Origin of the sequence: Streptomyces sp. NPDC057565 (genome assembly GCF_042801455.1) — a bacterium.
Taxonomy (GTDB): domain Bacteria; phylum Actinomycetota; class Actinomycetes; order Streptomycetales; family Streptomycetaceae; genus Streptomyces; species Streptomyces yanii.
This window is the reverse complement of sequence record NZ_JBHVFU010000053.1, coordinates 1-24,946: the sequence shown is the minus strand read 5'-3', so window position 1 is coordinate 24,946 and position 24,946 is coordinate 1. Positions and strand designations below refer to the sequence as shown.

30 protein-coding genes are annotated in these 24,946 nt (G+C 70.5%); 13 read left to right on the top strand and 17 right to left on the bottom strand.

What is annotated here, in order from left to right:
* Positions 1-80: 80 nt before the first annotated feature.
* Positions 81-1,058 (bottom strand): prolyl aminopeptidase, encoded by a 978-nt coding sequence (gene pip / locus ACFU8W_RS41885; RefSeq protein ID WP_345512219.1) that lies wholly within the window; start codon positions 1,056-1,058, stop codon positions 81-83.
* Positions 1,059-1,121: 63 nt separating this feature from the next.
* Here pip and ACFU8W_RS41880 point away from each other — a divergent pair, with 63 nt between their 5' ends.
* The 5 genes from ACFU8W_RS41880 (at position 1,122) to ACFU8W_RS41860 (ending at position 4,421) form a co-directional block, all read left to right on the top strand.
* On the top strand, positions 1,122-1,616 hold the full coding sequence (locus tag ACFU8W_RS41880) for a cupin domain-containing protein (RefSeq protein WP_384049494.1): 495 nt from the start codon (positions 1,122-1,124) through the stop codon (positions 1,614-1,616).
* 27 nt (positions 1,617-1,643) lie between these two features.
* Entirely contained in the window at positions 1,644-2,192 is a 549-nt protein-coding gene (locus ACFU8W_RS41875; RefSeq protein WP_384049491.1) for an isochorismatase family protein, read from the top strand.
* A 105-nt stretch (positions 2,193-2,297) separates the two neighbouring features.
* Positions 2,298-2,753, top strand: coding sequence for a MarR family transcriptional regulator (locus ACFU8W_RS41870; RefSeq protein ID WP_345512215.1), 456 nt, complete (start codon positions 2,298-2,300; stop codon positions 2,751-2,753).
* A complete protein-coding gene (locus tag ACFU8W_RS41865) occupies positions 2,750-3,598 on the top strand; it encodes an ATP-binding cassette domain-containing protein (RefSeq protein ID WP_345512214.1) in 849 nt (282 codons plus the stop codon). Before ACFU8W_RS41870 ends, ACFU8W_RS41865 begins: the two co-directional genes overlap by 4 nt.
* Positions 3,558-4,421 carry an ABC transporter permease gene (locus ACFU8W_RS41860; protein WP_384049487.1) on the top strand — a complete coding sequence of 288 codons (864 nt, stop codon included), beginning with the start codon at positions 3,558-3,560 and terminating at the stop codon, positions 4,419-4,421. Before ACFU8W_RS41865 ends, ACFU8W_RS41860 begins: the two co-directional genes overlap by 41 nt.
* Positions 4,422-4,553: 132 nt before the next feature.
* Here the strand turns inward: ACFU8W_RS41860 and sigJ are convergent, their stop codons facing one another.
* Positions 4,554-5,492 carry an RNA polymerase sigma factor SigJ gene (gene sigJ / locus ACFU8W_RS41855; RefSeq protein ID WP_384049484.1) on the bottom strand — a complete coding sequence of 313 codons (939 nt, stop codon included), beginning with the start codon at positions 5,490-5,492 and terminating at the stop codon, positions 4,554-4,556.
* 151 nt (positions 5,493-5,643) lie between these two features.
* On the opposite strand from sigJ, the gene ACFU8W_RS41850 reads away from it, so the two are divergent.
* A complete protein-coding gene (locus tag ACFU8W_RS41850) occupies positions 5,644-6,744 on the top strand; it encodes an LUD domain-containing protein (protein WP_384049481.1) in 1,101 nt (366 codons plus the stop codon).
* 241 nt (positions 6,745-6,985) lie between these two features.
* Here the strand turns inward: ACFU8W_RS41850 and ACFU8W_RS41845 are convergent, their stop codons facing one another.
* From ACFU8W_RS41845 to ACFU8W_RS41830, 4 genes are read right to left on the bottom strand one after another with little or no spacing between them, the layout of a single operon-like run.
* The gene (locus ACFU8W_RS41845) at positions 6,986-8,050 is read right to left on the bottom strand and encodes a tetratricopeptide repeat protein (protein ID WP_384049479.1); all 1,065 of its coding nucleotides are present in this window, start codon (positions 8,048-8,050) and stop codon (positions 6,986-6,988) included.
* Positions 8,047-9,330 (bottom strand): ATP-binding protein, encoded by a 1,284-nt coding sequence (locus tag ACFU8W_RS41840; protein ID WP_384049476.1) that lies wholly within the window; start codon positions 9,328-9,330, stop codon positions 8,047-8,049. Before ACFU8W_RS41840 ends, ACFU8W_RS41845 begins: the two co-directional genes overlap by 4 nt.
* A gap of 9 nt (positions 9,331-9,339) precedes the next feature.
* Positions 9,340-9,522 (bottom strand): DUF397 domain-containing protein, encoded by a 183-nt coding sequence (locus ACFU8W_RS41835; protein ID WP_384049473.1) that lies wholly within the window; start codon positions 9,520-9,522, stop codon positions 9,340-9,342.
* The gene (locus ACFU8W_RS41830) at positions 9,519-10,295 is read right to left on the bottom strand and encodes a helix-turn-helix domain-containing protein (protein WP_384049470.1); all 777 of its coding nucleotides are present in this window, start codon (positions 10,293-10,295) and stop codon (positions 9,519-9,521) included. The genes ACFU8W_RS41835 and ACFU8W_RS41830 overlap by 4 nt, the downstream gene beginning before the upstream one ends.
* 117 nt (positions 10,296-10,412) lie before the next feature.
* Between ACFU8W_RS41830 and ACFU8W_RS41825 the strand changes: the two genes are divergently transcribed.
* Together ACFU8W_RS41825 and ACFU8W_RS41820 are read left to right on the top strand one after the other, a co-directional pair.
* The gene (locus ACFU8W_RS41825) at positions 10,413-10,841 is read left to right on the top strand and encodes a hypothetical protein (RefSeq protein WP_384049467.1); all 429 of its coding nucleotides are present in this window, start codon (positions 10,413-10,415) and stop codon (positions 10,839-10,841) included.
* Positions 10,842-11,076: 235 nt separating this feature from the next.
* On the top strand, positions 11,077-12,417 hold the full coding sequence (locus ACFU8W_RS41820; RefSeq protein WP_384049464.1) for an MFS transporter: 1,341 nt from the start codon (positions 11,077-11,079) through the stop codon (positions 12,415-12,417).
* 28 nt (positions 12,418-12,445) lie between these two features.
* Here the strand turns inward: ACFU8W_RS41820 and ACFU8W_RS41815 are convergent, their stop codons facing one another.
* Positions 12,446-12,574 carry a hypothetical protein gene (locus ACFU8W_RS41815; RefSeq protein ID WP_384049461.1) on the bottom strand — a complete coding sequence of 43 codons (129 nt, stop codon included), beginning with the start codon at positions 12,572-12,574 and terminating at the stop codon, positions 12,446-12,448.
* Between the two features lie 124 nt (positions 12,575-12,698).
* On the opposite strand from ACFU8W_RS41815, the gene ACFU8W_RS41810 reads away from it, so the two are divergent.
* The gene (locus ACFU8W_RS41810) at positions 12,699-13,337 is read left to right on the top strand and encodes a TetR/AcrR family transcriptional regulator (RefSeq protein ID WP_384049458.1); all 639 of its coding nucleotides are present in this window, start codon (positions 12,699-12,701) and stop codon (positions 13,335-13,337) included.
* A gap of 36 nt (positions 13,338-13,373) precedes the next feature.
* Complete coding sequence (locus ACFU8W_RS41805; protein WP_345512199.1) at positions 13,374-13,991, top strand: XRE family transcriptional regulator; 618 nt, start codon at positions 13,374-13,376, stop codon at positions 13,989-13,991.
* A gap of 21 nt (positions 13,992-14,012) precedes the next feature.
* On the opposite strand, the gene ACFU8W_RS41800 is transcribed toward ACFU8W_RS41805, so the two are convergent.
* Positions 14,013-14,708: a GDSL-type esterase/lipase family protein gene (locus ACFU8W_RS41800; RefSeq protein ID WP_384049455.1), complete on the bottom strand. Its 696-nt coding sequence runs from the start codon at positions 14,706-14,708 to the stop codon at positions 14,013-14,015.
* 58 nt (positions 14,709-14,766) lie between these two features.
* On the opposite strand from ACFU8W_RS41800, the gene ACFU8W_RS41795 reads away from it, so the two are divergent.
* Both ACFU8W_RS41795 and ACFU8W_RS41790 read left to right on the top strand, forming a co-directional pair.
* A complete protein-coding gene (locus tag ACFU8W_RS41795) occupies positions 14,767-15,765 on the top strand; it encodes a WD40 repeat domain-containing protein (RefSeq protein WP_384049452.1) in 999 nt (332 codons plus the stop codon).
* A 79-nt stretch (positions 15,766-15,844) separates the two neighbouring features.
* Complete coding sequence (locus ACFU8W_RS41790; RefSeq protein WP_384049449.1) at positions 15,845-16,372, top strand: GNAT family N-acetyltransferase; 528 nt, start codon at positions 15,845-15,847, stop codon at positions 16,370-16,372.
* Here ACFU8W_RS41790 and ACFU8W_RS41785 read toward each other — a convergent pair.
* Entirely contained in the window at positions 16,347-16,958 is a 612-nt protein-coding gene (locus tag ACFU8W_RS41785) for a Uma2 family endonuclease (RefSeq protein ID WP_384049446.1), read from the bottom strand. The genes ACFU8W_RS41790 and ACFU8W_RS41785 overlap by 26 nt on opposite strands.
* Before the next feature lie 105 nt (positions 16,959-17,063).
* Entirely contained in the window at positions 17,064-17,567 is a 504-nt protein-coding gene (locus ACFU8W_RS41780; RefSeq protein WP_376665626.1) for a DinB family protein, read from the bottom strand.
* Between the two features lie 84 nt (positions 17,568-17,651).
* Between ACFU8W_RS41780 and ACFU8W_RS41775 the strand changes: the two genes are divergently transcribed.
* Positions 17,652-18,062 (top strand): DUF4259 domain-containing protein, encoded by a 411-nt coding sequence (locus tag ACFU8W_RS41775; protein WP_345512192.1) that lies wholly within the window; start codon positions 17,652-17,654, stop codon positions 18,060-18,062.
* Positions 18,063-18,125: 63 nt separating this feature from the next.
* Here ACFU8W_RS41775 and serC read toward each other — a convergent pair whose 3' ends face one another.
* From serC to ACFU8W_RS41740, 7 genes are all read right to left on the bottom strand, one after another.
* Complete coding sequence (serC, locus tag ACFU8W_RS41770; RefSeq protein ID WP_384049441.1) at positions 18,126-19,244, bottom strand: phosphoserine transaminase; 1,119 nt, start codon at positions 19,242-19,244, stop codon at positions 18,126-18,128.
* Positions 19,245-19,338: 94 nt separating this feature from the next.
* Positions 19,339-20,547, bottom strand: a complete 1,209-nt coding sequence (locus ACFU8W_RS41765; RefSeq protein WP_266982902.1) for a cytochrome P450 — start codon at positions 20,545-20,547, stop codon at positions 19,339-19,341.
* Positions 20,544-21,800 carry a cytochrome P450 gene (locus ACFU8W_RS41760; RefSeq protein WP_384049438.1) on the bottom strand — a complete coding sequence of 419 codons (1,257 nt, stop codon included), beginning with the start codon at positions 21,798-21,800 and terminating at the stop codon, positions 20,544-20,546. Before ACFU8W_RS41760 ends, ACFU8W_RS41765 begins: the two co-directional genes overlap by 4 nt.
* On the bottom strand, positions 21,797-22,447 hold the full coding sequence (locus tag ACFU8W_RS41755) for an ATP/GTP-binding protein (RefSeq protein WP_345512188.1): 651 nt from the start codon (positions 22,445-22,447) through the stop codon (positions 21,797-21,799). The genes ACFU8W_RS41760 and ACFU8W_RS41755 overlap by 4 nt, the downstream gene beginning before the upstream one ends.
* Positions 22,428-22,790 (bottom strand): DUF742 domain-containing protein, encoded by a 363-nt coding sequence (locus ACFU8W_RS41750; RefSeq protein ID WP_266982896.1) that lies wholly within the window; start codon positions 22,788-22,790, stop codon positions 22,428-22,430. Before ACFU8W_RS41750 ends, ACFU8W_RS41755 begins: the two co-directional genes overlap by 20 nt.
* On the bottom strand, positions 22,787-23,227 hold the full coding sequence (locus ACFU8W_RS41745) for a roadblock/LC7 domain-containing protein (protein WP_345512187.1): 441 nt from the start codon (positions 23,225-23,227) through the stop codon (positions 22,787-22,789). The genes ACFU8W_RS41750 and ACFU8W_RS41745 overlap by 4 nt, the downstream gene beginning before the upstream one ends.
* Complete coding sequence (locus tag ACFU8W_RS41740) at positions 23,224-24,672, bottom strand: sensor histidine kinase (protein WP_384049434.1); 1,449 nt, start codon at positions 24,670-24,672, stop codon at positions 23,224-23,226. The genes ACFU8W_RS41745 and ACFU8W_RS41740 overlap by 4 nt, the downstream gene beginning before the upstream one ends.
* Positions 24,673-24,946: the final 274 nt, after the last annotated feature.

Genomic DNA, 24,946 nt, shown 5'->3' with positions numbered 1-24,946 from the left:
CCACCCCCGGCACCTGGCTTGGTCTTTACCCTTTTCGGCGGGTCGGGCGCGGTCCCCGGCGACGATCCGTCGGAGAGGATTCAGCGCGACGCGAACCGGTCCAACGCCTCCAGCACAGCCCGGCTGGTCGCCGCACCGCCCAGATGCCCCGCCCCGTCGATCACGGTCAACTCCGCGTCCGGCCATGCCTTGGCCAGCTCCCAGGCGGTGATGAGGGGCCCGCCCAGGTCGAACCGGCCGTGCACCAGTACCCCCGGGATCCCGGCCAGCCGCCCGGCGTTCCGGATCAGCTGCCCCTCCTCCAGCCAGGCTCCGTTGGAGAAGTAGTGCGAGCAGATCCGCACCAGGGCCTGCTGTGCCCTGCCCGGCCTGCCGCTGTACGGGGGCGGTCCCGTGTACGTCTCGTGGGAGAGCACCGCGTCCTCCCACGCACACCAGTCCGCCGTCGCCCTCGCCCGTACCTCCGGGTCCGGGCTCTCCATCCGTCGGGCGTAGGCGGCGAGGACGTCCGGGGTCGGCCTGTCCTCGGCCTCCGGCACCCCGGCCCGGAACAGGTCCCACGCCTCCGGGAAGATCTGCCCGGCGCCCCGGTACAGCCAGTCGATCTCGCTGCGCCGGGTCGTGGTGACGGCCGGGATCACGATCTCCGAGACCCGGTCCGGATGTTCCTCGGCGTACGCCAGGATCAGCGTCGAACCCCAGGACCCGCCGTACAGCAGCCATGTGTCGATCCCGAGGCGCACGCGCAGGCGCTCCATGTCGGCGATCAGACGGTCGGTCGTGTTGTACCGCATGTCGGCGGCGGGGTCGCTCGCGTGCGGGGTCGACCGGCCGCAGCCCCGCTGGTCGAAGAGGACGACCCGGTACCGGTCCGGGTCGAAATACTGCCGCGCCCACGCCCCGCACCCCGAACCGGGACCTCCGTGGACGACGAGCGCGGGCTTGCCGTCCGGATTGCCGCAGACCTCCCAGTACACGAGGTTGCCTTCGCCGACGTCGAGCATCCCGTGGTCATACGGCTCGATCGGCGGGTACTTCTCGCCGGGCTCATGGTCCATGACGGCATCCTCCTGGGTCCGGGCGGAAGGGTTCACACTAGGGCGGGGCGTAGCCTGGCTGCCGTGAATTCCACCGCCCGGATCCTGGCCGTACTCGACGAACTACTCACCGAAGCGGGCCCGGAGGAGCGTGGCGCCCTCTGGCAACTGGCCGAAAATGATCGTGAGTTGGACGCCAATCTGGTGCGTCTGCCGCCGGGCGCCGAGGTCGGCGAGCATCAGGAGGACGTCCTGGACGTCCTTCTCGTCGCCATCGCGGGCAGCGGCCGGGTCGCCGCCGGGGGCGACGTGCTGAACCTGGCGCCGAGCACTGTCGTCTGGCTGCCCCGCACCTCCCGACGCGCCCTCGCCGCGGGACCGGACGGTCTGGCCTATCTGACCGTCCACCGCCGCCGCCCCGGCCTGACCATCAAGCCCTCGGTCGCGCCCTCGACGGCGTACGAAGGCGGCGAGGCGCCCTGCATGCTGGACCTGGTCTGCCCCGAGTGCGGCCGGCTCTCACCGGACCCGGCACCGGTGTTCTGCAGCCGGTGCGGGGAGCGGTTCCCGGAGCGCTGAGCCCATCAGGGGCACTAGCGTGGACCCATGCCACACGCCCCCGCGCTCCTCGTCATCGACATGCAGAACACCCTGGTGGCCATCGCGCACCGGGCCTTCGAGACCGTCGCCACGATCGCCGGGCTCCGCGAACGTGCCAGGGCCGCGGGCGTGCCGATCGTGACGATTCAGCACCGGGGCGAAGGGCTGGAGGCCGGCACCGAAGGCTGGCGGATCGTGCCCGAACTCGTGCCCGCCGCCGACGAGGAGGTCGTCCACAAGACCAGCGCGGACAGTTTCCTGGACACCGGTCTCGACGAGACCCTCACGGCGCTGGGAGTCACCGAGGTGGTCGTCACCGGGTTCGCGACCGAGATCTGCGTGGACACCACGGCGCGGCAGGCGCTGAGCCACCGGTACGACCTGGTGCTGGTGGCCGACGGGCACACCACGTCCGTCCGGCCCGACGCCGGCGAGTACGCCGCGCCGGACCGGTCGATCGCGCACCACAACGAGATCTACCGGCACATCGACTTCCCCGGGCGGAGCATCCGCGTGCTGCCCGCGTCCGAAGTGGACTTCGCGGTCCTTCCGTAGCGGGTGGCGCGGCCGCGCCCCGGCTCGTCGACGCACCGCTCCGGGTGGCTCCCTTCGCGGAATTCCTGCCACGTAATACCTCGCAAACAGAGGTAAAATGGGCACGTGGTGGCGAGTGATCTCCCCGATGAACTCGCCGGACTTCTGCCCCGCATCCAGCGGCTCGCCCGGCGGAGACTGTGGAGCGGTCTGCCCACGCCCCGGCTGCGCGGAGCGCACGCGGAACTGCTGCGGCTGGTTGCCGCCCGGCCCGGAATCCGGGTCTCGGCGGCCGCGCGAGAACTCTGCCTCGCGCCCAACTCCGTCTCCACCCTGGTCAACCACCTTGTCGGGGAAGGCCTGTTGCGTCGGGAGCCGGACCCGGGCGACGGGCGTGCCGCGCTCCTCCACCCGACCGCGGCGGGAGTCGACCGGCTGCGCGACTGGCGGGCCCGGCGCGACGCGCTCTTCCGTGAACACGTGGCGAGACTCGACGCCGCCGACCGGGCCGCGCTGACCGCCGCGCTCCCGTCACTGCGCAGACTCGCCGAGTCACTGCGCGAAGGAGAGGAGACCCCATGACTCCCGCTCTCAGCTGCACCGGTCTGACCTACTCCTTCGGCACATCGAAAGCCGTAGACGGCCTGGACCTGCTCGTCCGCCCCGGTGAGGTCTTCGGACTCCTCGGGCCCAACGGCGCGGGCAAGACCACCACCCTGCGTGCGATCGCCACACTGCTGCCCGTACCTCCCGGCGTCATCCATGTGTTCGGCCACGACGCGGCCCGGCAGAAGATGGCCGTACGGCGCCTGCTCGGTTACGTACCGCAGCAACTGTCGGCCGACGCCGCCCTCACCGGCCGGGAGAACGTCGCCCTTTTCGCCCGTGTCTTCGACGTCCCCCGCCGCCACCGTGCCGCCCGCGTCGGGCAGGCGCTGGACGCGGTCGGGCTCGGGCCCGAGGCGCACCGGCTCGCCGCCACGTACTCCGGTGGCATGGTGCGCCGCCTCGAACTCGCGCAGGCGCTGGTCAGCGCACCCCGCCTGATGATCCTGGACGAGCCGACCATCGGCCTGGACCCGATCGCGCGCGACAGCGTCTGGGACCGCATCACCGAGATCCGTGTCGGCACCGGGATGACCGTGCTGGTCACCACCCACTCCATGGAAGAGGCCGACCAGCGCTGCGACCGGCTCGCCCTGATGCATCTGGGCAGACTGCGCGCGCTCGGCACGCCCGCCGAGCTCAAGAACGAACTGGTCGCGCACCGCGAGGAGTCCGGCGATGCGGCTCTGCCGCCACCGACCCTGGAGGACGTCTTCCGGTACCACTCCGGAAGCGGCCTGGACGACCCCGGTTCTCCCGGAGAGAAGGGAGCCTTCAACGATGTCCTCCGTACCCGTCGCACCGCGTCCCGCCGCGGCTGAACCCGGCTCGCCCGACAGCCGCTTCGCCCTCCTCCTGGAACCGCCGCCCGCCCGCACGGGCTGGCGCGTCGTCCCCGCGCGGGTCGCGGCGATGTGCGCCGTCGAACTGCAGAAGCTGCGCCACGACCGTGCCGAGATCTACACCCGCGCCGTCCAGCCCGCGCTCTGGCTGCTGATCTTCGGCCAGACGTTCTCCCGTATCCACGCCATCCCCACCGGTGGCGTTCCGTATCTCGACTTCCTGGCGCCCGGGATCATCGCCCAGTCAGCCATGTTCATCGCGATCTTCTACGGCATCATGATCATCTGGGAGCGGGACTCCGGCGTCCTCACCAAACTCATGGTCACGCCGACGCCCAGGACCGCCCTGGTGGCAGGCAAGGCCTTCGCCGCCGGGGTGAAAGCCGTGATCCAGGCGGCGGTCGTCATCGTGATCGCCGTGGCGCTCGGCGTCGGCATGACCTGGAACCCGCTGCGACTGCTGGGCGTGGTCGTCGTGGTCGTCCTCGCCTCCGCGTTCTTCTCCTGCCTGTCGATGTCGATCGCCGGGATCGTCCTCACCCGCGACCGGCTGATGGGCATCGGCCAGGCCATCACCATGCCGCTGTTCTTCGCCTCCAACGCGCTCTACCCGGTCGCGCTGATGCCCGGCTGGCTCCAGGCGATCAGCAGGGCGAACCCGCTGAGTTACCAGGTCGACGCCCTGCGCGGACTGCTCATCGGTACGCCGGCCCACCTCGGCCTCGACTTCGCGGTACTCGTCCTCGCCGCGTTCGTCGGCATCGTCGCCGCCGGTTCGCTGCTCGGTCGGCTCGCCCGCTGACCGCGTCGTACGACGGTTCTCGACGGTACGGTCCCGATCCGGGGGCCCGGCACCAGGACGTGTTCGAGATGCGGGCTCGGTGCGGGTCGGTGCGGGTCACGATCCGAGCGCTGCCGTGTGTCGGACCGTGCCTCAGCTGCTCCGCCAGGGACGGAGCTTCTCGGGGTTTCGCACCGCCCAGATATGCCTGACCCGGTCGCCCACGATCTCGAACGCGAACACGGTCGCGATGTTGCCGTCCTGCTGCGCCACCAAGCCGGGCAGGCCGTTGACCGTGCACTCCAGGAACGTCGTGCGGTGGCCCGACACACGGGCGATCTCGGCGTAGGCACGTGCGATCTGCTCACCGCCCACGATCGGGTGCAGGTGGGTGAGGGCCAGCCCTCCGCCGTCGGCGGTCGCGGTGGCGTCGGGGTCGAGCAGGGTGATCAGGGCGTCGATGTCCTTGGCCTCCCACGCCGTTTTGAACTGCCTGACGATGCCGGCCTGCCCGGCACTCGGGCCCGCCGGGGTCTGCGCGGTGCGGATGCGACGGCGGGCGGACGAGGCCAGTTGGCGGCACGCCGCCGGAGTGCGGCCGACGATCTCGGCGACCTCGCCGAAGGGGTAGCGGAAGACGTCGTGCAGGACGAACGCGACGCGCTCGGCCGGGGTCATCGAATCGAGGACGACCAGGAAGGCCATCGTCACCGACTCGTCGAGGGTGACCCGATCGGCCGGGTCGCTCCCGTCGACGCCGGAGGGGCCGGTGATCCACTCCGTGGGCTCGGGCAGCGGTTCCGGGATCCAGTCACCCACGTACGTCTCCCGCCTGGCCCGCGCCGAGCCGAGCAGGTTCAGGCAGATGCGGCTGGCGACCGTCACCAGCCAGGCGCCGGGCGACTCGATGGCCTGCTGCTCCCGCGCGGACATGACGTACCAGCGGGCGTAGGTCTCCTGCACGACGTCCTCGGCGTCGGCAAGGGACCCGAGGAGTCGATAGCCGAGGTTGATCAGCCGGCGCCGCTCGCTCATGATCGCGCTGAGGCCCGGATCGCTCTGATCGTCGCCGGGCTCGGCTCTGGTGGTCATGGTCTGGCCGTCTCCCCCGGTCGCCTCTGTGCCTCTATCCGTTACGACAGGACAGCACACCGGAATGTGAGGCCGAGGCGCCGCCTCACATTCCGAAGGGCTGCGTTGTCGTACCGGTGAGGACGACAACAAGACGGAGAGGTGACTGACGATGAACGACTTCCAGGCCATCGCGGACCGCGTCGAGATCGAGGCATTGCGCGGCGAGTTCACCGACGCGGCGATGATGCGCGACCGACCCCGCCTGGCGTCGCTGTTCACACCGAACGGTGCCCTGCGCATGCCCAACATCCCCGCCGAGCAGGTCGGCCAGGAGGAGATCCGTGCCGGGGGCGAGCAGCTGCAGAGCCAGTGGGACTTCTTCGTACAGACCACACACCCCGGCACGATCCTGCTCGACGGCGACACCGCGACCGGCCGCGCCTACATCCAAGAACTCGCGCGCACCCTCGACGGACGCCAGGGTCTGAACTACGCCGTCTACCACGACCGCTACCAGCGCACCGCGGAGGGCTGGAAGTTCGCCGAGCGGGTGTACGAGGTCAGGTACCTCGACACCTCCCCGCTGGCGGGCACGGCGCCCCACTCGGCGCAGGGCTCCGGGACCAACCCGGCAGACGCCACGGCCACCCCGGCTCCGGCCGCATCCTTCGCCGACCCGGCATCGGTCGAACAACTGGAGCGGGTAGCCGCCGCGCTGCGTGCCAACGGCTTCGCCGCCGAGATCCTCGACGACGCCGCGGCCGCGCGCGCCCGCATCAAGGACCTGGTCCCCGAGGGCGCCGGCGTGCTCACCGGAGCCAGCGAGACTCTCCGACTGTCCGGCATCGACGAGGACATCAACGCCAGTGGCCGGTACGACGCCATCAGGCCGCGCGCCCTGGCCATCGACCGTGCCACCGGCGCCGACGAGATCCGAAGGCTGGTCGCCGGCCCCGAATTCGTCGTCAACAGCGTCGCCGCGGTCACCGAGACCGGCTCGCTCGTTCTTGCCTCGGGCAGCGGCAGCCAACTCCCTGCCAACGCGGGCGGCGCCGCCCACGCGGTCTGGATCGTCGGCGCGCAGAAGGTGGTGCCTGACCTGAGCACAGCGCTGCGCCGCGTCGAGGAGCACGCCCTCCCGCTGGAGAACGCCCGCGCCCAGGCGGCGTACGGGATGCCCAGCGCCGTCAACCGGCTGCTCGTCCTCAACGCGGAACCCCGCCCGGGGCGCGGCACCGTGCTGCTTCTCCGAGAGGCCATCGGATACTGACCCGGCCCAGGGGCCGTTTGACTCACGGGTTCAGAGCCAGTCATTGACGGCGGCGATCTGGACGGTGGCTTCGCAGCGGACTGCGAGCCTGTCGCACCGGGTCACCCCGGCCCTGTGCCGCTTGACGCGGTGATTCCGCATTCCACGGCGTGGCGGCGCTTGTACAGCTCCTGGTCGAAGCTGTACTCGCGCCCCCCGTGCGAGCTCTTCTTCCTCCGGTTCTGCCAGGGGCACGCGGCCCCTACCGCGTGCGCGGCCGGTCGAACCAGATCGTCAGCAGCGTCGGGGCGAGCCCCACCCAGAAGATCACCTGCGGAACGCCCCGGTCCGTCCACGGCACCGCCGCGATCGCCACCGCGCAGAGCGTTCCCAGCACCGCCTGCACGAGCACCAGCCGCGCCCAGAACATCCGCCGCACCAGCGACCGCACGCTCAGCTGCACCCCCGCACGCAGCTTCCGGTAGCGCCGCCACGCGCCGAACGCCCAGACCACCCCGATCAACGCCAGCACGTAGAGCCGCCTGCCGAGCGGCAGCGGCAGGTCGGGAGCGTCCCCGTCGGACGGGAAGAGGTTGATCGCCGCGCCCGCCACCAGCAGGCTCAGCACGGCGAGCCACCGGGTGCCGCGCAGCATCTGGAACACCGCCCGGTCCAGTCCCAGCCGCAGCCCCGCCGAGCCCGGGTCGGCGGCCAGCGCCGACGCGTACACCTCGGCGCGCTGCTTCGGCTTCACCCCGGGCGCCGCGGCCTGCCGGTCCGCGTGTTCGCGCAGCGCCCATGCGTCGGTGGGGTCGATCCGCAGGGTCTCGCGCACCCCCAGCTCGACGAGGTCGCTCCGGCCGTTGAGCAGGGCGGCCTTCCACAGCGCGTAGTACGCCCCGGTCTCCTCCGGGCCCAGCCGGACCGCTTCCTGCGCCGCCTGCAGCGCCTCGGGCCAGCGCGGCTGCCAGGCACCGAGCGCCTCGGAGAGCGCGACGTACGACTGCCACATGTGCGGGGCGATCCGCACCGCGTCCTGCGCCGCCGCGAGGGACTCGTCGGGGCGCGTCGTCCGGCGCATCCCGTAGGTCCGGACGATCAGCGCGTCGACGTACTCCGGGTCGATCGCCAGCGCCGCCCCGGTCGCCTCGATGACCTTGTCGTACTCCTTGACCCGCAGATGGCAGCGGGCCAGCTTCGCCCACGCCTGGACGTCCTCGGGGTCCTGGGCCAGCCGCTTCGCCAGCAGCGCCTTCGCCTCGTCGACGCGGTCGAGCGAGAGCAGCGCGGACGCCTGTTCGGTGAGGTCCTGCCCGGCGGTGGTCACAGCTTGCGCTTCCTCTTCAGATAGGCGAGCAACTCGTCATACATCCCGCCCTCGTTGGCGAACATCGCCACATTGCGCGCCGAGGCGAACCAGGGGTCGGTGGACGGCCGGACCTCCTTCGCCGCGGCCAGCAGGTCCTTCATATTGATCATCCGGACCGTGCCGGTACGGGTCGAGTCGAGCAGCGCCCGCTCGGACGCGGACTCGCAGAGGTGCGCCAGATCGGCGCCGGACAGGTCCTCGGTGACCTTGACCAGCTTGCCCAGGTCGACGGACTCGATCGGCCGGTCACGCAGGTGGTAGCGGAGGATCGCCTCGCGCGCCGGCGCGTCCGGCGGCAGGACGAGCAGGGTGCGGTCGAGCCGCCCGGGACGCCGCAGCGCGATGTCCACGTCCCAGGGGACGTTGGTCGCGGCGAGCACGAACACGCCCTCGTTGGCCCCGTCGACGCCGTCGAGCTCGGTGAGCAGCTGGTTGACGGTGTTGCGCATCCCGCCGTGGTGCATACGGCTTCGCTTGGCGCCCAGCGCGTCCACCTCGTCGAGGAACAGCACGCACGGCGCCTGACGGCGGGCGGTCTCGAAGACCTCGTGCATGTTGCGCTCGGAGTTGCCCATCCACATGTCGAGCACGTCGTTGATGGACACGGACATGAAGCTCGCCCCGAGCTCTCCCGCGACGGCCCGCGCGATGAACGTCTTCCCGCACCCGGGCGGCCCGTACATCAACAGCCCGCCGCGCAGGCTCTTTCCGTACAGCCGGCCGAGCTCGGGGTTGCGCATGGGAGCGAGGAAAGCGGCTTCGAGGCGCTCCTTGATCTCGTGCATGCCGCCGACGTCGGCGAGCGTCACGGAACCCGGGGTGTCGACCTCCCAGGTGGGGGCGTCGCCCGGGGCGCCCTGACCGTCCACCGGGACCGGGGCCTCGGGAGTCTCGGAGGTGACGAAGCGGGGCGGCACGGCGCCCCTGATCTCGTCCTCGGCGGCACGCCAGTCGAACCCGGCGGTCGGTCCCGCGGGCGCCTCGGGTGCGGTCGGCGCCTCGAGGGTATCCGGGGCCTCCGGGGCGGCCGCGGGCATGCCCATGGCCCGGACCATGAGCGCCCGCGCGGCGGAGTCGCCCGGCGCATGCTGAAGCGCGACGGCAGCCTCGGCGACGGCGGCGTCGCTCAGCCCCTCGCCGAGCAACAACTCGGCGAGATGCAGCCGAAGAGGCACGTCGGAGGGCGCCGCGGCAACAGCGGTACGCAGACTCTGGATCAGCGGGGACTCGTTGGACATGCCAACACCCTATTGAGCGGCGGCGAATCCCAGAAAGGCGGTCCAGGCGGCGGGGGAGAGGGCGAGGGCGGGGACGGTGGCGTCCTTGGAGTCGCGGACGTGGACGGTGTGGGGGCAGGTGGCGACCTCGATGCAGTTACCGCTGCCCTCGCCGCTGTAGCTGGACTTGAACCAGTTGAGGTCGGTGCTCATAGTTCCTTCGCCACCTGTTCGATCAGCTTCCTGGACTCTTCGGGGCTGAGAGCCTGCGCCCGCAGAATGCCATACCTGCCGAACAGGTTTCCCAGATCCGGTTGTTCGCTGATGAGGAAGTTGCGGTTCTGAACTTCGAGGTAGGCGAACTGGCGGCGCTCCTTGGTCTCCAGGAGGACGAACGGTCCACTGAGCCCGGCATGGGTCTCCCGATGCGGTGACATCACCTGCATGTGAACGTGTCGTAGCTGCCCGACATCGAGGATGTGCTGGAGCTGATGCTTGTATACCTTGCGGCCGCCAAGGGGGTGGGTGAGCGCACTGAGTTCCAGGACAAAGCTGATGTCCGGCGTGGGTTTTCGGGTCAGAAGGCTCTGGCGTGCCAAGCGGGACGCCACTCTGCCCTCGACCTCTTCATCGTCGATGGGCGGATGGGCACCACCAAAGACGACACGGGCGTACTCCTCTGTCTGTAACAGGCCGGGCACTACATGCGTCTCGTACTCGTGCCTCGCTGATGCCGTGGCTTCTTCCTCGGCGAACGGCTCAAACCAGGAAGCCAAGTGGCTGAACGTGAGCTCTTCCGCCGCCGCCAGCAGTGCACCCTGTGCACCCAGCACGTCGTCCGCCCGTGCGATGAAGTCGCCCTTCGGTGGACGCTGCCCCCGTTCCACCATCGCCACCTGCGATTTGGAGAACCCGATCTTCAAGCCGAGGGCTTCCTGAGACACCCCCGCTTGTTCACGGAAGAAGCGCAATAACGTCCCGAACATCTGGGCGTTGCCGCCCCTTTGGCCACCCGAGTGCACAGCCCACCTCCCGAGTGCACAACAGTGCACAGACGCCTTGTGTCCCTGGTCACGGTACGTGTGGGCCGCGACGCTTTCCGTATGGAACGGAAAAGTTCACTGGACCCGGTGCCCTCGTGGGTGCCTGCGAGCGGGCATGCCCTTCGGTATGCGGGCATCCACTTCGACGCCGTACGGATCGGTGGCCTGTGGGGCGAGCAAGTCGCGTACGAGATCATGCAGTTCACCGACTTCCGGGCGGGCCCCATCGTGCGCTCGCGGATCGGGGCGCGGAGCATGTATTTCCTGTTGCCGCCGCAAACCGCGCGTGCGTACCGCTGGCCGGCCGGTGCGGAGGCGATGAGCCGGGACGGGCGGGCGGCGGCGTTTGTCGGGGTGCCTGCGCTGCATGGGCTGACCTGGCCGCTCGACTGGCGCTCCCTGCCCACGCCCGAGGCGCCGTTCGTGAATGCGGAGCTGTTGCACGAACTGACGGTGACTGTGCCGGCGGGTGAGGCGGAGGTCTCCTGAAGAGGCCCTCGTGGTAGGCGCGTTGCCGTGCGCAATGTCCGTTTGCGCAGTGAAGCGGGAGTTCGTAGATCAACGATTCCCGCGTTCGGCCGGGGCTTGCGTCCGGCGGCGTATCCGCCGGATGCGACCAGAATCCTGTTGACGTCAAGTATCTTGACGTCGAGATGAGTCTCCGGCAGGCTGCCTCTGAATCTCTTGATGTCGAGATATGTTCGCAGCGGATCGGAGGCCGGCGATGCGGCGCGGCGCACAGGCCGAGAGGGCCAGGACCCGGGAAGCCCGGCAGCGCGAGGCCGGGCTCCTGGCGCAGCTGCGCCGTCCGCCGGGCGGCCGGGACGGGCGGATCATGCTGCTCGGCCAGCTCCTCGACAGGACCGGTTCGGGAGTCTGGGGCGCGTCCTCGGTTCTGTACTTCACCTTCGTCACCGGCCTGGACGCCCGGCAGTTGGGCCTCCTTCTGGGCGCCGCCGGGGTGGCGGGCATCGCCGGATCGCCGATCGTGGGGCGCCTCGCCGGTCGCTTCCCGGTGCGCTCGTTGCTGATCGGCTGTCACCTCCTCCGCCTCGGAACCCTCGGTCTGATGCTCATCTGCACCGGCTTCTACGTGCTGCTGCCCGTCGTCGCCGTCACCTACCTCGGCGACCGGGCGGCCAAGACGCTGGAGATGCTCTTCGCCACGCGGGTGGCGGGCGAGCGGCGCACCACGTACCAGGCGCTGTCGCGCAGTGTGGCGAACGCCGGGTATGCGTTCGGTGCGGGGATCGCCGCAATCGGCCTGGCCGTGGGCACCCGCGATGCGTACCGCGCCCTGATCCTGTGCAACGCACTCTCGTTCCTGGTGGCCGCGGCGCTGGTGTGGCGGACCCGGGAGCCGCGCGACCCCGGGCGTGTGGCGGCGCGGACCGGCGACGCGGCCGCAGCGGGCGGGCCGGCCGCGCCGAGCCCGTGGCGCGATCGCGGCTACCTCCGGTTCGTCCTGTTGGACATTCCGATGAACCTGGACGACTCGATCCTCAACGTCGGGCTGCCGCTGTGGCTGGTGAACCACACGAAGGCGCCGCACGTCTTCGTCCCGGCCTTCCTGGTGATCAACACCGTGCTCGTCGTCGTTCTGCAGATGCGGGTGTCGGCGAAGGTGAAGGAGCCGCGCCAGGCAGCGGGAGCGGTGGTCGTGTACGGGCTGACGATGCTCGCCTGCTGCGCGGTGCCGGCCACCGCCACCGGAGGCGCGGCCTGGTCGGCGTCGATCGCCCTGCTCGTCGCGGCGATGCTGGTCACCCTGGCGGAGCTGATGCGGTCGGTGAGCTCCTGGGAACTGGCCGTGTCGCTCGCGCCCCCGGAAGCACGGGCTCCCTATCTGGGAGTGGCCGGCATGTCCCAGTCCGTACAGAAGTCTGCCGGACCGCTGCTGCTGACCGGTGTCGTGCTGACCGCCGGCCCGGCGGGCTGGCTCGTGCTCGGGGCAGCGGTCGCGGGGCTCTCGGTCGTCCAACGGCGGGGCTGCTTGCGGCGGTTGGACACCGTGCTGCCGGTGGCCGATCCTGCCGACGGCAGGCAGTCGGTCCGGCCGGTCTGAGGGACGCAGGCCGGACGCTGTCGCATGGTCAGGAGCAGCCGCCCGGTGACCCGTTTCGCTCGATCCAGGTGCAGGTGGCCCTGGGAAGTGCCGACGTGAAGACCGCCTCGGCGGCGTCGGCGTCGATGTCGTCACCGCCGGTGTCGGGACAGGCCATGGATCCACGATGGCCGATGGCGTCGTCCGGCCACGCGCCCCCCGCCCGTGGGTGTGGCGGATCCGCCGCCGTCGGGGCGGAGCGAGGACAATGACAGCGACTCCGGGCCGACGAAGGAGGACCTGTGGTGAATGCCGTGGTGAGCCGCGGAACAGGGATGACCGAGTCCGCCGAGGACCGGGCGCAGTGGCGTGGCCGGCTTCTGCGGGCCGGGCGGGACCTGTTCGCCGCGTACGGCTACGCGCACACGACCGTCGAGCAGCTCTGCGCCGAGGCGCGCGTGCCGATTCGCGCGTTCCATCAGCAGTTCGCCTCGCGGGAGGCGCTGCTGATCGCGCTGTACGACGAGGTGGCGACCAGCGGACTGCGCGCGTCCGAGGAGGCCATGCTCTCCGACGACATGGAGGAGTGCGCGACGGAGGAACGGTTCCGTCGCCTCTTCGCCGCCTATGTGCGCGGGGTCACCGCCGATCGGCGGGCCGCGCGGGTGGCGTTCGTCGAGACGCTGGGCGTGAGCCGCACCGTCGACGACCATCTCGCGATGTGGCGGACGATGTGGTCCGAGTTCCTGACCTGTGAGGCCGAGCGTGCCGCCGAGCGGGGTGAGGTGGGTGACGGGGACCAGCGGGTCGCGGTCACGGTGATGACCCACTCGGTCGAGGAACTCCTCGCCCACCACGCCCGCCGCCCCCGCCAGGTCACGCCCGACTGGCTGACCGAAGAGCTCACGCGGCTCTCCCTGACCATGCTCGGCTCGCCCTGACCGCCCTCGCCCTCCCGTACGGCGAATAATGGGGAGATGGGAGACGGAGCGAAGGCGGATGCGGATGCCGGCGATGAGTTCGCCGCCGTCCTGACCGGGGTCGGGTCGCGCCTGAGGGCCCTGCGCCGGGAGCGTGGCACGACTCTCGCCCAGCTGGGCGAGATGACCGGGATCTCGGTCAGTACCCTCTCCCGTCTGGAGTCGGGCGGCCGCAAACCGACCCTGGAACTGCTGCTGCCACTGGCCAAGGCGTACGGGGTCGCGCTCGACGAACTCGTCGGCGCCCCCGCCACCGGCGACCCCCGCGTCCATGTGCGTCCCTTCACCCGCGGCGGCAGAAAATTCATGCCGTTGACCCGCCACCTCGGTGGCCTCCAGGCGTACAAGATGGTGCTGCCCGGCGGGCGAGGGGCGGCCGTGCCCCTGGAGCAGCGGACGCACGAGGGCTACGAGTGGCTGTACGTGCTGGCGGGGCGGCTGCGGCTGGTGCTGGGCGAGCACGATGTCGTACTGACCACCGGGGAGGTCGCCGAGTTCGACACGCGTACGCCCCATGCCTGGTCCAGCGCGGGGCCGGAACCGGTCGAGATTCTCAGCCTGTTCGGGCCGCAGGGCGAACGGATGCATGTGCGGGCCCGGCCCACCAAGAAGTGAGGGCACCGGGGCGGCCGGGCGTCACGTTTCCGTGCGGCCGCCCGCGTACGGCCCACCCACGCCCCACGCCTGGTGCATCGCGTCGGCGAACGTCGCGGCCAGCTTCTGCTCACCCGTGGGGCCGGGATGCGTGCCGTCGTACGTGTCCGTGTGGATGTCGTACCCGGCCGGGCGCGACGCCAGCAGGATCGGTGACCTCGGCTCGTCGAGATCGGCGACCGCCTTTGCGAGGAGCTCGTTGAAGCGGTCGCACTCCGCGGCGAACGGGACGTCCGACTCGGCGCGTATGTTCGGGATGACCGGCAGGAGCACGGCCTTGATGTGCGGGTTCGCGGTGCGGGCGGCCGCGATGAACGCGCGGGCGTTCTCGGCGGTCTGCCCGCTGTCCGTGTAGAAGCCGAGATCTATCAGGCCGAGCGAGACGAGCAGCACGTCGGCGCGCGTCGCGGTGACCGTGTCCGCGATCACCGGGGCCATGTGCAGCCACCCCTCTCCCCAGCCCGCCAGATGGCGGCGGGCCGGGGCGGGGAAATCCGGGGCGCCGTACGCGTACGAGACCGGGGTGTTCGTCGCGGTGTCGTACAGCTCGGTCCGGGGACCGACGATCTCGTACGGACCGTCGAAAGCCGCTTCGAGGTGCTGCCACATGCGGTAGCGCCAGGTGAAGTCGCCGGCGCGGCCGATGGTCATGGAATCGCCGACGAACAGAAAACGCATGGCGTCATCATGGCGGATCAACGCGCGGAGCTGCGACGTGACGATGGACACTTGGTCCATGCGTTCGTATCTGACAGTCACCGGTGCCGCCGCGCTGCTTGTCCTCGCCGGGGCGGCAGCCGCCCCGGCCACGGCCGACGACGGGTCCGCCGACCGCAGCTTCACGATCGAGGACCCCCGGATCACCGAGTCCAGCGGCCTCGCCGCGAGCCGCGCCCACCCGGGCATCTACTGGACGCACAACGACAGCGAGGACGGGCCGTACGTCTACGCCGTCGACTCCCGGACCGGGAAGACCGTCGCGACGATCACCATGCGCGGGGTCGGCGCGCCGCGCGACGTGGAGGCGATCTCGCTCGGACCCGACGGCAACCTGTACGTCGGCGACATCGGCGACAACCTGAACGGCAGCTGGGACCACGTCTGGATCTACCGGTTCCCGGAGCCGAAGGTGCTGAAGGACGCGACGGTCCGGGCGACCCAGTTCGACGTGAAGTACGCGGACGGGGCGCGCAACGCCGAGGCGCTGATGGTCCACCCGAAGACCGGCCGGGTCTACATCGCCTCGAAGAACGAGGACGGCGGCGGACTGTACGAAGGACCCGCCGAGCTCTCCACCGGGCGGACCAATGTGTTCCGGCGGGTCGGCGAGGTGCCGTGGGTGACGGACGGGGCGTTCTCGCCGGACGGGAAGGAACTGGTGCTGCGGTCCTACTTCAGCGCCCGTGGCTACGCGTTCAAGGACGGGCGGCTCGGCGCCGACCACCCGGTCCGTGCGCCGTTGCAGGGACAGTCCGAGTCGGTGACGTACACGGCGGACGGCTCGGCGCTGATGTTCGGCTCGGAGGGCGCGCGGAGCGAGGTGGTACGGGTGGACATCGCAGGCGCGGGCGGGAGCGGCGACTCCAAGTCGCCGTCGAAGGAGGGTGGTGCGTCGGCCGCCGGTGGGGCGGGCGGGGGCGACAGCGAGGTGAAGGGCAGCACATTGGTGGGAGCGGTGGTGCTCGCCGCCGTGGGCGCACTCGTCTTCATGAACCGGCGTCGCAAGCGCGGCTGACCGTTCGCGCCCGACCCCAACGGCGCACGGCCCGGGGCCGGAGCCATCCGGTGACGCGCCGCGCGTAGGGTCGGGCGCTATGACGAACCAGGGGCCCGAGGCCTACTCGACCGAGCGGCTCGACGCACTGCCGCTGCGAGCCGTGCACGCGGACGAGATGGCGGCGGTCCTCGCCGACCCGGCCCTGCACACGTACACGGGCGGCGCACCGGAGGACCTGGACACACTCCGGGCCCGCTACGCCCGCTGGGAGGCCGGCTCGCCCGACCCTGCCGAACACTGGTGGAACTGGGTACTCCGGGTACGCGCCGACAGCCGTCTCGTGGGCTGGGTCCAGGCCACGGTGGCGGGCCCCCGGGCCGAGATCGCCTGGGTCGTCGGCACCGAGTGGCAGGGCCTGGGCTACGCGAAGGAAGCGGCGGCCGGGCTGGTGGCGCACCTGCTGACCGGGGGCACGGTCCGTACGGTCGTCGCGCACATCCACCCCGACCACACCGCGTCCGCCGTGGTGGCCGCGGCGGCGGGACTCGTGGCCACCGACGAGTGGGAGGACGGGGAGCGGCGGTGGCGCCGCCCGGACGTCACTTCCGGCGCTGCCCGGTTCTGAGCAGGTCCGCGACATCGAGGGTGACTTCGGCGCCGATGGAGGCGGGGAGGGTGACCTGCTGGCCGGGGGCGTAAACCTGATGGCTGGCGTATCCGTCGGCGAGGGGCTCGGTCAGGACGTGGACCCGACCGTGCTTGCGGTTGACGATCACATAGACCGGGATCTTGGCCTCGGCGTACGCGGTGACCTTGGCGCGTAGATCGTTGTTGTAGTTGCTCGACGTGACTTCCAGCACGAGATGGAAGATCACCGGGTCGAAGCAGTTGGCCTCGATGACGTGGTCTTTGAAGTCGGCATCGATCAATGCGAGGTCCGGGATGGCGTAGTCCTCCGGGCCGCCCGGCAACCAGATGCCGATGCCCTGAAGAAGCCTCGTCTCCTTGCCGTGCAGACCTGCGGCGAGGAACTGAACCATGAGGTCCGTCAGTACATCGGCGTGATCGCCGTCCGCAGGTGGGGCAACGGTGATAACGCCTCCGATGATCTCGACGCGGTAACCCGGATGCTGCTCCATGAGCCTGTTGGCCACGTCGAGCTGCGATTCCGGCTCACCATCACCGGGGTGCTCGACTGCTGCTGCAGACATTGCGGGCCTCCTGGTGTGTGGTGTCGAGAGCATCATCGTAGGACGGTGCCCCCACATGTCCTTTTGGTGATCGTCCACTCGGTCGAGTGAACGAGGCGGCCGGGCCTATGCGGAGGCGCTCTGCGGGTGGGTGCCCGTCGCCCCGTCGATCAGTTCGCGGACGATGTCCATGTGGCCGGCGTGCCGTACGACGTCCTCCAGCATGTGGATGAGCACCCAGCGCATCGACACCTTCCGCCCGTTCCACGCCGTACCGATCGTGTCGAGCGGGATCTCCTCTATCGCCCGGTCCGCGGCGGCGCGGGCGCGGGCGTAGAAGGCCAGGATGTCGGCGGTCGTCTCGTCCGGGGCGACCGTCATGTCCTCCGTGGACGCGTCGAACCAGAGCTTCTCCGTCTCACGGCCGAACGGCGTGCAGAACCAGCCGTACTCGACGGTCGCCAGATGCTTGACCAGGCCCAGCAGATTGGTGCCCGTCGGGGTCATCGGACGGCGCAGCTGCTCGTCGTCGAGGCCGTCGAGCTTCCACAGCACCGCGTCGCGGTGCCGGTCGAGGGCGATGTGCAGGGAGTCCTTCTCGCCGCCGGTGTACGGCACGGTCTTCGTCATGGGGGGACCGTAACAACGGGCACCGACAAGCCCGTTGTCAGTGGTGGTTGTGAGGATGGCCGGACCGTCGAAGAAGGGGGCGCCATGGGCACCTGGGACATCGGGCATTTCGACAGCGACACCGCAGCGGACTTCTCGGGGGATCTCGACGACGCCCCGCGGAACAAGCGGGCTGAGCTGATCCGCGACGCGCTGACGGCCGTCGTCGGGACCACGGACTACCTGGACTCCGACGACGCCGTCGTGGCCGTGGCGGCGGCCGCCCTGGTGGCCGCGCAGTGCCCGGGCGGGGAGCCCGTGACGACGGCGTACGGGCCGGACGAGCCGCTCCCCGAGCTGCCTGTGGAGCTGCGGCACCTCGCGGTTCAGGCCCTCGACCGGGTGGTGACCGGGCCGTCCGAGCTGCTGGAGCTGTGGAGCGAGGGCGGGCACGAGGAGCCGTGGAAGGAAGGGATCGGCCGGCTCCGGGCGGTCCTGGCGGAGGCGGCGGGGTGAGCAACGGCGAGGGGCCCCGGTACGGATCCGTACCGGGGCCCCTCGGAGGCGTACAGCTGCTCGTTACAGCTTCTCGATCACGTAGTCGATGCAGGCCGTCAGGGCCAGCACGTCCGCCGGGTCGATCGCCGGGAACATCGCGACACGCAGCTGGTTGCGGCCCAGCTTGCGGTACGGCTCCGTGTCGACGATGCCGTTGGCGCGCAGCACCTTGGCGACCGCCGAGGCGTCGATGTCGTCCGCGAAGTCGATCGTGCCGATGACCGCCGAGCGCTTCGCCGGGTCGGAGACGAACGGGGTCGCGTACTTCGACTCCTCGGCCCAGCCGTACAGGTTCCGCGCCGAGGTGGCCGTGCGGCGGACCGAGAAGTCCAGGCCGCCCTGGGAGTTCAGCCAGTTCAGCTGCTCGTTCAGGAGGAAGAGCGTGGCGAGGGCCGGGGTGTTGTACGTCTGGTTCTTCAGGGAGTTGTCGATCGCCGTGGGCAGGCTGAAGAACTCCGGGATGTGACGGCCCGACGCGTGGACGCGCGCGGCGCGCTCCAGGGCCGCCGGGGAGAAGACACCGATCCAGAGACCGCCGTCGGAGGCGAAGGACTTCTGCGGGGCGAAGTAGTAGACGTCCGACTCGGTGATGTCGACCGGCAGGCCGCCCGCACCGGAGGTGGCGTCCACCAGGACCAGGGAGCCCTCGTCGGCGCCCGCGACGCGCTTGACCGGCGCGGCGACACCGGTCGAGGTTTCGTTGTGCGTGAAGGCGTAGACGTCGACGCCCGCCTCGGCCCGCGGGTCCGGGTGGGTGCCGGGGTCGGAGGCGATCACGGTCGGGTCGGCCAGCCACGGGGCGAGCTTGGCGGCCTTTGCGAACTTCGACGAGAACTCACCGAAGTTGAGGTGCTGGGACTTCGTCTCGATCAGACCGTGCGTCGCGATGTCCCAGAAGGCGGTCGAGCCGCCGTTGCCCAGGATCACCTCGTAGCCCTCGGGGAGGGAGAAGAGGTCGCGTACACCCTGACGCACCGAGCCGACCAGGTTCTTGACCGGGGCCTGGCGGTGGGACGTACCGAGAAGAGACGTTCCGGTGGCGGCCAGCGCGTCGAGCGCCTCCGTCCGCACCTTGGAAGGACCGGCGCCGAAGCGTCCGTCGGAGGGCTTGATGTCAGCGGGAATCTGGATATCGGCCACGAACCGGAGCGTAGTACCTCATGGGCACGGTCGAGCGCCGTGTCCGTCGGATGAGACACCCGCTCCGGCGTATGGACCACATCGCGCGGCGGGGTCAGCCCAGTTCGACCGGCAGGTCGTACAGGTCGTTCTGGGTGACGATCGGCTTGTTCCGCAGCTCGGAGGCCGGGACGGCGAGCTCCAGCTCCGGGAACCGCTCGTACAGCGCGGGCAGTGCCACTCCCGCCTCCAGCCGGGACAGCGCCGCGCCCGGGCACACGTGCGGGCCGTGGCCGAAGGCGATGTGGCGGTTGGGGGAGCGGGTGATGTCGAAGTCACCGGCGGTCGGCCCGTACTGCGCCTCGTCGCGGCCCAGCGCGCCGAAGGAGACGATCAGCGCCTCGCCCTTCGGCAGCACCGTGTCGCCGACCTCGACATCCTCCGTGGCGAACCGGATCAGCACGTGCGAGGTGGGAGTGTTCCAGCGCAGGGTCTCCTCGATCACGTTCTCCCACGGCACCTCCCCGCTGAGCACCTGCTTGCGCTGCTCCGGGTGGGTCTGGAGTGCGACGACCGCGTTCACGATCAGACTGATCGTGGTCTCGTGGCCCGCAGCGATGATCAGCTGGAGGGTGTTGACGATCTCCTCGTCGGTGAGGTGGTCGCCGTCCTCGGAGGCCGCGATCAGGGCGCTGGTCAGGTCGTCGCCCGGGTTCTCCCGCTTGGAGTCGACGATCCTCGTGAAGAGCGTGCCGAGGTCCGCCATCATCTGCGGGACCTCCTCCGGCGGCGTCTGCGTCGAGAAGAACTTCTCGAACAGCTCCTTCAGCCGCGGGTGGTCGGCGCCGTCCACACCCATCAGCTCGCTGATCACGTTCATCGGCAGCGGGTACGCGAACTCGGCCTTCAGGTCGACCTGCTCGCCCCGGGGCAGCGCCGCCAGCCGGTCCAGGCTCGCCGTGGTCAGCGCCTCGATACCGGCCCGCAGCCGTTCCACCCGCTTCACCGTCAGCGCCTGCGCGACCAGGGTGCGCAGCCGGCGGTGGTCCGCGCCGTCGACGGTGAGCATGGAGCGGCCCGGGTTGGCGAGGCCGATCAGCGGCCAGTCCATGGGTATCTCGCCGCGCTGCCAGGCGCCCCAGACGTTGATGTCCTTCACGATCCGGCTGTCGGTGAGCAGCTGGCGGGCCTCGGCGTGGTGGGTGACCGCGTAACAGTGCACCCCGCCCGGCAGTTCCACCTCGGCGAGGGGACCCGCCGCGCGCAGCCGGGCGCTCTCGCCGTCGAGATCGGCGACGAAGGGGTCGAGGGCGATGCGGGTCATCTCTGGCCTCCAAGGGCGGGGGTGGGGGTGAAGGTCACCGGCAGGTCGGTCAGGCCGCGCAGCCAGGGGGACGGTCGGCGGGTGAGCTGTTCCGCGGGGACCGCGAGGTCGATGTCCGGGAGCCGGTCGAGAAGCACCTCGATGCCGGTACGGGCGATGACCTCGGCGGTCTCCTGGGCGGGGAACGGGCAGCGGTGCTCGCCGTGGCCGAAGGAGAGGAACGCGTTGTTGCCGCCGGTCAGCGAGGAGCCGTCGGTGCGGATCTGCGGGTCCGCGTTGGCGGCGGCGATGCCGAGCAGCAGCAGGTCGCCCGCCTGGATGTGACGCCCGCCGAGGTGGGTGTCGCGCGATGCCCAGCGGCCCGCGACGTTCTGCGTCGGGGTGTCCTCCCAGAGCACCTCGTTCATCGCCTCGGCGACGCTGTGCCGGCCGCCCGACAGCGACGCGGCGAACCGGTCGTCGGTCAGCATCAGCCGCAGCGAGTTGCCCATCCAGTCGGCGGTCGGCTGGTGGCCCGCCGCCATCATGACCATGAGGTCCTGGGCGACCTCCTCGTCGGTGAAGCCGCCGGTGTCGGCGAGCATCCGGGTCGCGACGTCGTCACCGGGCTCGGCGTGCTTGTCGGCCAGCAGCTGGATCATCGACGTGGCGAGGTGCTGCTGCCCGGCGAGAGCCCGTTCCCGGCCGTCGATCATGTCGTTGATCGAGCCGACGAGTGCGTGACCGATGGTGTCGCCGAAGCCGTAGATCTTCGCCAGGACGAGGGCGGGGAGCAGCATCGCGTAGTCGGCGATGATGTCGGTTGCGCCCTTGGTGCAGAACTCGTCGACGAGCGTGTCGGCGAACTCCTCCGCGTACCGCTTGAGCGCGAACGGGTCGACGGCCTCCAGCGCGTTGCTGATCATCGCGGCGCGCTCGGTGTGGCGCGGGCCGACGGTGTACAGGATCGACGGCTGCTTGTGACCGATCATCGGCAGCAGCGGCCAGTCGTCCGGGATGCGGTCCCACTGGTTCCACAGGTCGGAGTCGCGGCTGAACAGCACCGGGTCGCCGGTGAGCTGGTGCAGTTCGCGGTAGCCGAGCACCAGCCAGGCGGGGATGTCGCCGTCCAGGACGACGGGCGCCACGGCCCCGTGGTCGCGGCGCATCTCCCGGTACAGCGTGGTCGGTTCGGTCTGGAACCGGGGGCCGGAGAGCGGCGCGCGGCCGTGGTTCACGGGGCAGCCGGAGGGCGGCGCCGGGGGCTGGGTCACGAGGTGGGCTCCGGGGTCTTCTCCGGTGTGGTCTCCGGACGGGCGGCGGACGGGGCGGACGCATTGCCGAGCGCGAGGGCATGGAGGTGCTCGACCAGCGTGATCAGTACGTACTTGCTGGACGAGCGGTCCCGGGCGTCGCACTCCACCAGGGGCACGTCGTCCGACAGGTCGAGCGCCTCACGAATCTGCTGTTCGGTGTGGAGCGGGCCGCCGAAGTCGTTGCACGCCACGATGAACGGCGTGCCGTGGTGCTCCAGGCGGTCGATCGCGTACCAGGAGTCGGCGAGCCGGCGGGTGTCGACGAGGACGACGGCGCCGAGCGTGCCCGAGAACAGCCGGTCCCACAGGAACCAGAAGCGTTCCTGACCGGGTGCGCCGAAGAGGTAGAGCACCGAGCGTTCGTCGAGGGAGATCCGGCCGAAGTCGAAGGCGACGGTCGTGGACGTCTTCGACTGCACACCGTCGAGGTGGTCGACGGCCTCGCCCGCGCGGGTCATGGTCTCTTCCGTGTTCAGCGGACGGATCTCGCTGACGGAGCGGACCATGGTGGTCTTGCCGACCCCGAAGCCGCCGACGACGACGATCTTCAGTCCGTTGTCGGCCGTCGCCTGCAGGGCGGCACGGTCAGAGGTTGCGGAGTCCAACGAGCACCTGTTCCAGGATGTCGGGGTCGGGGAGCCGGTCCGCGACACGGGCGGTACGGGGGTGACGGGCGCTGATCCGGCCGGTGTCCAGCAGGTCGGACAGCATGATCCGGACGATGCTGACGGGCAGCCCGAGCCCCGCCGCGATCTCGACGACCGCGGTGGGGCTCTGACACATCCGCAGGATCGTGACGTGCTCCGACTGCATGCCGGGGGCCGGCTCGCATTCGGAGACCACCAGCGTCACCAGGTCGAACGCGTCCGAATCGGACCGGCTGCGGCCACCGGTGAGGGTGTACAGCCGGTCCGGGTCGTCGTCCCGGCCGGGACGGGGGCGGGTCATACGGCCGCGGTCGCGTCGGACGGTGCTTCGGAGGCCGCGGAGGAGCGCGGCGGGGCGCTCAGGTGCTCGCCGAGCTGCTCGACGAGCTCGCTCATGTTGTGGCCGATGAGGCCGACGTCGGAGTCCTCCGAGGCGACGACCGCGAGATGGGCGCCCGCGCCCGCCTCGACGATGAACAGCACGCCGCCGTAGAACTCGGCCATCGCGGACCGTACGCCGCCGGTGCCGTCACCGAACTCGACGGAGGCGCCGTGCGACAGGCTCTGGATGCCGGCCGAGATCGCGGCCAGCTGGTCGGCCTGATCGACGGAGAGCTCGGGGGTACGGCAGAGCTTGAGGCCGTCCCTGGACAGGACGAGGGCGTGCCGGGTACCGGGGGTGCGCTCCAGGAGCCCCTCCAGCAGCCAGTTGAGCTTCTCGTCGGTGGTCGCGGTCATCGGGTGTTGCCTTCCGGGTGCGGGGGATTGGGCCGTACTGCCTGGCGGAAGCTGCTGAAGCGGGCTGCCTGTTCCTTGGGGTCGGAAGTACGGGGCCGGGGAGTTGCGGCGGTGCCGTTGGCGTTGTTACGGGATTCGGCGGCGGCGAGGGTACGGCCCCGGGTGCGCTTGGGGAGGCCGCTCTCGCCGAACCGGGGGAGGCCACCGGTGGTGTCGGACGCGGAGCCGGAGCCGGTCTCCGCGTTCGCGGGGGCGGGCTCGGCGGCCGGGGCGGGGGCGGGCGTGGGGACGGGCTCCGGTTCCGTCGCCGGGACGGGCGCCGGGACGGTCACCGGCGTCCGGGTGATCAGTTCCTGCGGGAGCATCAGCAGGGCCCCCGTGCCGCCGCGCGCGGAGGGCCGGAAGGACACCGTCAGGCCGTGCTTGCGGGCCAGTCGGCCCACGACGGCGAGACCGAGGCGGGTGCCGGACAGACCGGTCAGGTCCTGGTTGGCGGCGGACACCGCACGTTCGGCGCGCCGCAGCTGCACATCGCTCATCACCAGACCGCTGTCCTCGACGGTGAGGACGATGCCGGCGGGCACCTCCTCGACGTACACATGGACTTCCGCGGTGGGCGGCGAGAAGTTGGCGGCGTTGTCGAGGAGTTCGGCGAGCGCGTGCATGACGCCCTCGGCGGCGTGACCGGCGATCGCGACGTCGCTGGTCGAGTGGAGACGTACTCGCTGATAGCCGCTGATCCGGCCCATCGCGCCGCGCAGGATGGACTCCATCACGATCGGCTTCGCCCAGCGCCGCCCGGAACGGGCACCGGTCAACACGGCGATGGAGTCGGCCAGCCGGCCGGCCTGGGCGGTGCGGTGGTCCAGGTGCAGCAGATCGCCGAGAATGTCCTCGGCGGAGTGCCGGTGCTCCATCTCGCGCAGGTCGGCGAGCATGCTGGTGGCGAGCGCCTGCATCCGTCCGGCGGCGTTGGCACAGGCGGCGATCGCGGCGGAGCGCTCGGTCTCGCTGCGGGTCACGCGCGCGCTCAGCCGCTCGACCTCGTCGTGCAGCCGCTTGACCTCGCCCTCCAGCCGGGCGGTCTCCGCGGCGGCCAGCTCGGTGATCCGCGCGTTCTCGGCCGCCGCGGCGGCCTTGATCCTGGCCGTCTCCGCGGTGAACCGCTGGGCCTCGGCCGCGGACGATGACACCAGCCGCGAGGTCTCGGCGCTGAACCGTTGGGCCTCGACGGCGTTGTGCGCGCGCAGCAGGCGCGTGGTGGCCCGGGCGTGGACGGCGACGGCCACGGCGACGGACAACATCAGGGCGGCGGCGCCCGCCCCCCAGGACAGCGGGGTTCTGACCGAAGCGGGGGCGGCGAGGACCGCCCACAGGCAGCAGGAACCGGTGACGGCCGCCGAGACCAGCAGGGCCAGTGCGGTCGGCCGGGATGTGGGGCGCAAGCGGAGTCCTCGGGGGCGGACGGCGACGGACAGGGGGTGGATCCGGACACTTCGGTACGACAGGTGGTGAAAGTGATCAACCGGAGTTGATAATTCCTAATCAAGTCGTCGCCACTATATGAGAATTGACGATCTGTTTGGGAAGTCCTTGTGGCCTTTTCTATTACGTATGTGACTAACTTGATCTTTAACCTGTTCGGCGTGGACGTGGGGTCGTTGACTTCTTCGTCCGCCGCTTCGCGGTGTCTGTTTTGCGGACTGTGTGCACGTCGTG

What these genes read in the sequence shown, in the direction of transcription:
- ACFU8W_RS41785 (WP_384049446.1), bottom strand. Translation starts at nt 16,958, where the DNA reads ATGTCTGCAGCAGCAGTCGAGCACCCCGGTGATGGTGAGCCGGAATCG.
- ACFU8W_RS41790 (WP_384049449.1), top strand. Translation starts at nt 15,845, where the DNA reads ATGACGAACCAGGGGCCCGAGGCCTACTCGACCGAGCGGCTCGACGCA.
- ACFU8W_RS41835 (WP_384049473.1), bottom strand. Translation starts at nt 9,522, where the DNA reads ATGAGCACCGACCTCAACTGGTTCAAGTCCAGCTACAGCGGCGAGGGC.
- ACFU8W_RS41850 (WP_384049481.1), top strand. Translation starts at nt 5,644, where the DNA reads ATGAACGACTTCCAGGCCATCGCGGACCGCGTCGAGATCGAGGCATTG.
- ACFU8W_RS41780 (WP_376665626.1), bottom strand. Translation starts at nt 17,567, where the DNA reads ATGACGAAGACCGTGCCGTACACCGGCGGCGAGAAGGACTCCCTGCAC.
- ACFU8W_RS41840 (WP_384049476.1), bottom strand. Translation starts at nt 9,330, where the DNA reads ATGTCCAACGAGTCCCCGCTGATCCAGAGTCTGCGTACCGCTGTTGCC.
- ACFU8W_RS41815 (WP_384049461.1), bottom strand. Translation starts at nt 12,574, where the DNA reads ATGGCCTGTCCCGACACCGGCGGTGACGACATCGACGCCGACGCCGCC.
- ACFU8W_RS41765 (WP_266982902.1), bottom strand. Translation starts at nt 20,547, where the DNA reads ATGACCCGCATCGCCCTCGACCCCTTCGTCGCCGATCTCGACGGCGAG.
- ACFU8W_RS41820 (WP_384049464.1), top strand. Translation starts at nt 11,077, where the DNA reads ATGCGGCGCGGCGCACAGGCCGAGAGGGCCAGGACCCGGGAAGCCCGG.
- ACFU8W_RS41805 (WP_345512199.1), top strand. Translation starts at nt 13,374, where the DNA reads ATGGGAGACGGAGCGAAGGCGGATGCGGATGCCGGCGATGAGTTCGCC.
- ACFU8W_RS41875 (WP_384049491.1), top strand. Translation starts at nt 1,644, where the DNA reads ATGCCACACGCCCCCGCGCTCCTCGTCATCGACATGCAGAACACCCTG.
- ACFU8W_RS41830 (WP_384049470.1), bottom strand. Translation starts at nt 10,295, where the DNA reads ATGTTCGGGACGTTATTGCGCTTCTTCCGTGAACAAGCGGGGGTGTCT.
- sigJ (WP_384049484.1), bottom strand. Translation starts at nt 5,492, where the DNA reads ATGACCACCAGAGCCGAGCCCGGCGACGATCAGAGCGATCCGGGCCTC.
- ACFU8W_RS41775 (WP_345512192.1), top strand. Translation starts at nt 17,652, where the DNA reads ATGGGCACCTGGGACATCGGGCATTTCGACAGCGACACCGCAGCGGAC.
- ACFU8W_RS41795 (WP_384049452.1), top strand. Translation starts at nt 14,767, where the DNA reads ATGCGTTCGTATCTGACAGTCACCGGTGCCGCCGCGCTGCTTGTCCTC.
- pip (WP_345512219.1), bottom strand. Translation starts at nt 1,058, where the DNA reads ATGGACCATGAGCCCGGCGAGAAGTACCCGCCGATCGAGCCGTATGAC.
- ACFU8W_RS41745 (WP_345512187.1), bottom strand. Translation starts at nt 23,227, where the DNA reads ATGACCGCGACCACCGACGAGAAGCTCAACTGGCTGCTGGAGGGGCTC.
- ACFU8W_RS41800 (WP_384049455.1), bottom strand. Translation starts at nt 14,708, where the DNA reads ATGCGTTTTCTGTTCGTCGGCGATTCCATGACCATCGGCCGCGCCGGC.
- ACFU8W_RS41865 (WP_345512214.1), top strand. Translation starts at nt 2,750, where the DNA reads ATGACTCCCGCTCTCAGCTGCACCGGTCTGACCTACTCCTTCGGCACA.
- ACFU8W_RS41860 (WP_384049487.1), top strand. Translation starts at nt 3,558, where the DNA reads ATGTCCTCCGTACCCGTCGCACCGCGTCCCGCCGCGGCTGAACCCGGC.
- ACFU8W_RS41825 (WP_384049467.1), top strand. Translation starts at nt 10,413, where the DNA reads ATGGAACGGAAAAGTTCACTGGACCCGGTGCCCTCGTGGGTGCCTGCG.
- ACFU8W_RS41750 (WP_266982896.1), bottom strand. Translation starts at nt 22,790, where the DNA reads ATGACCCGCCCCCGTCCCGGCCGGGACGACGACCCGGACCGGCTGTAC.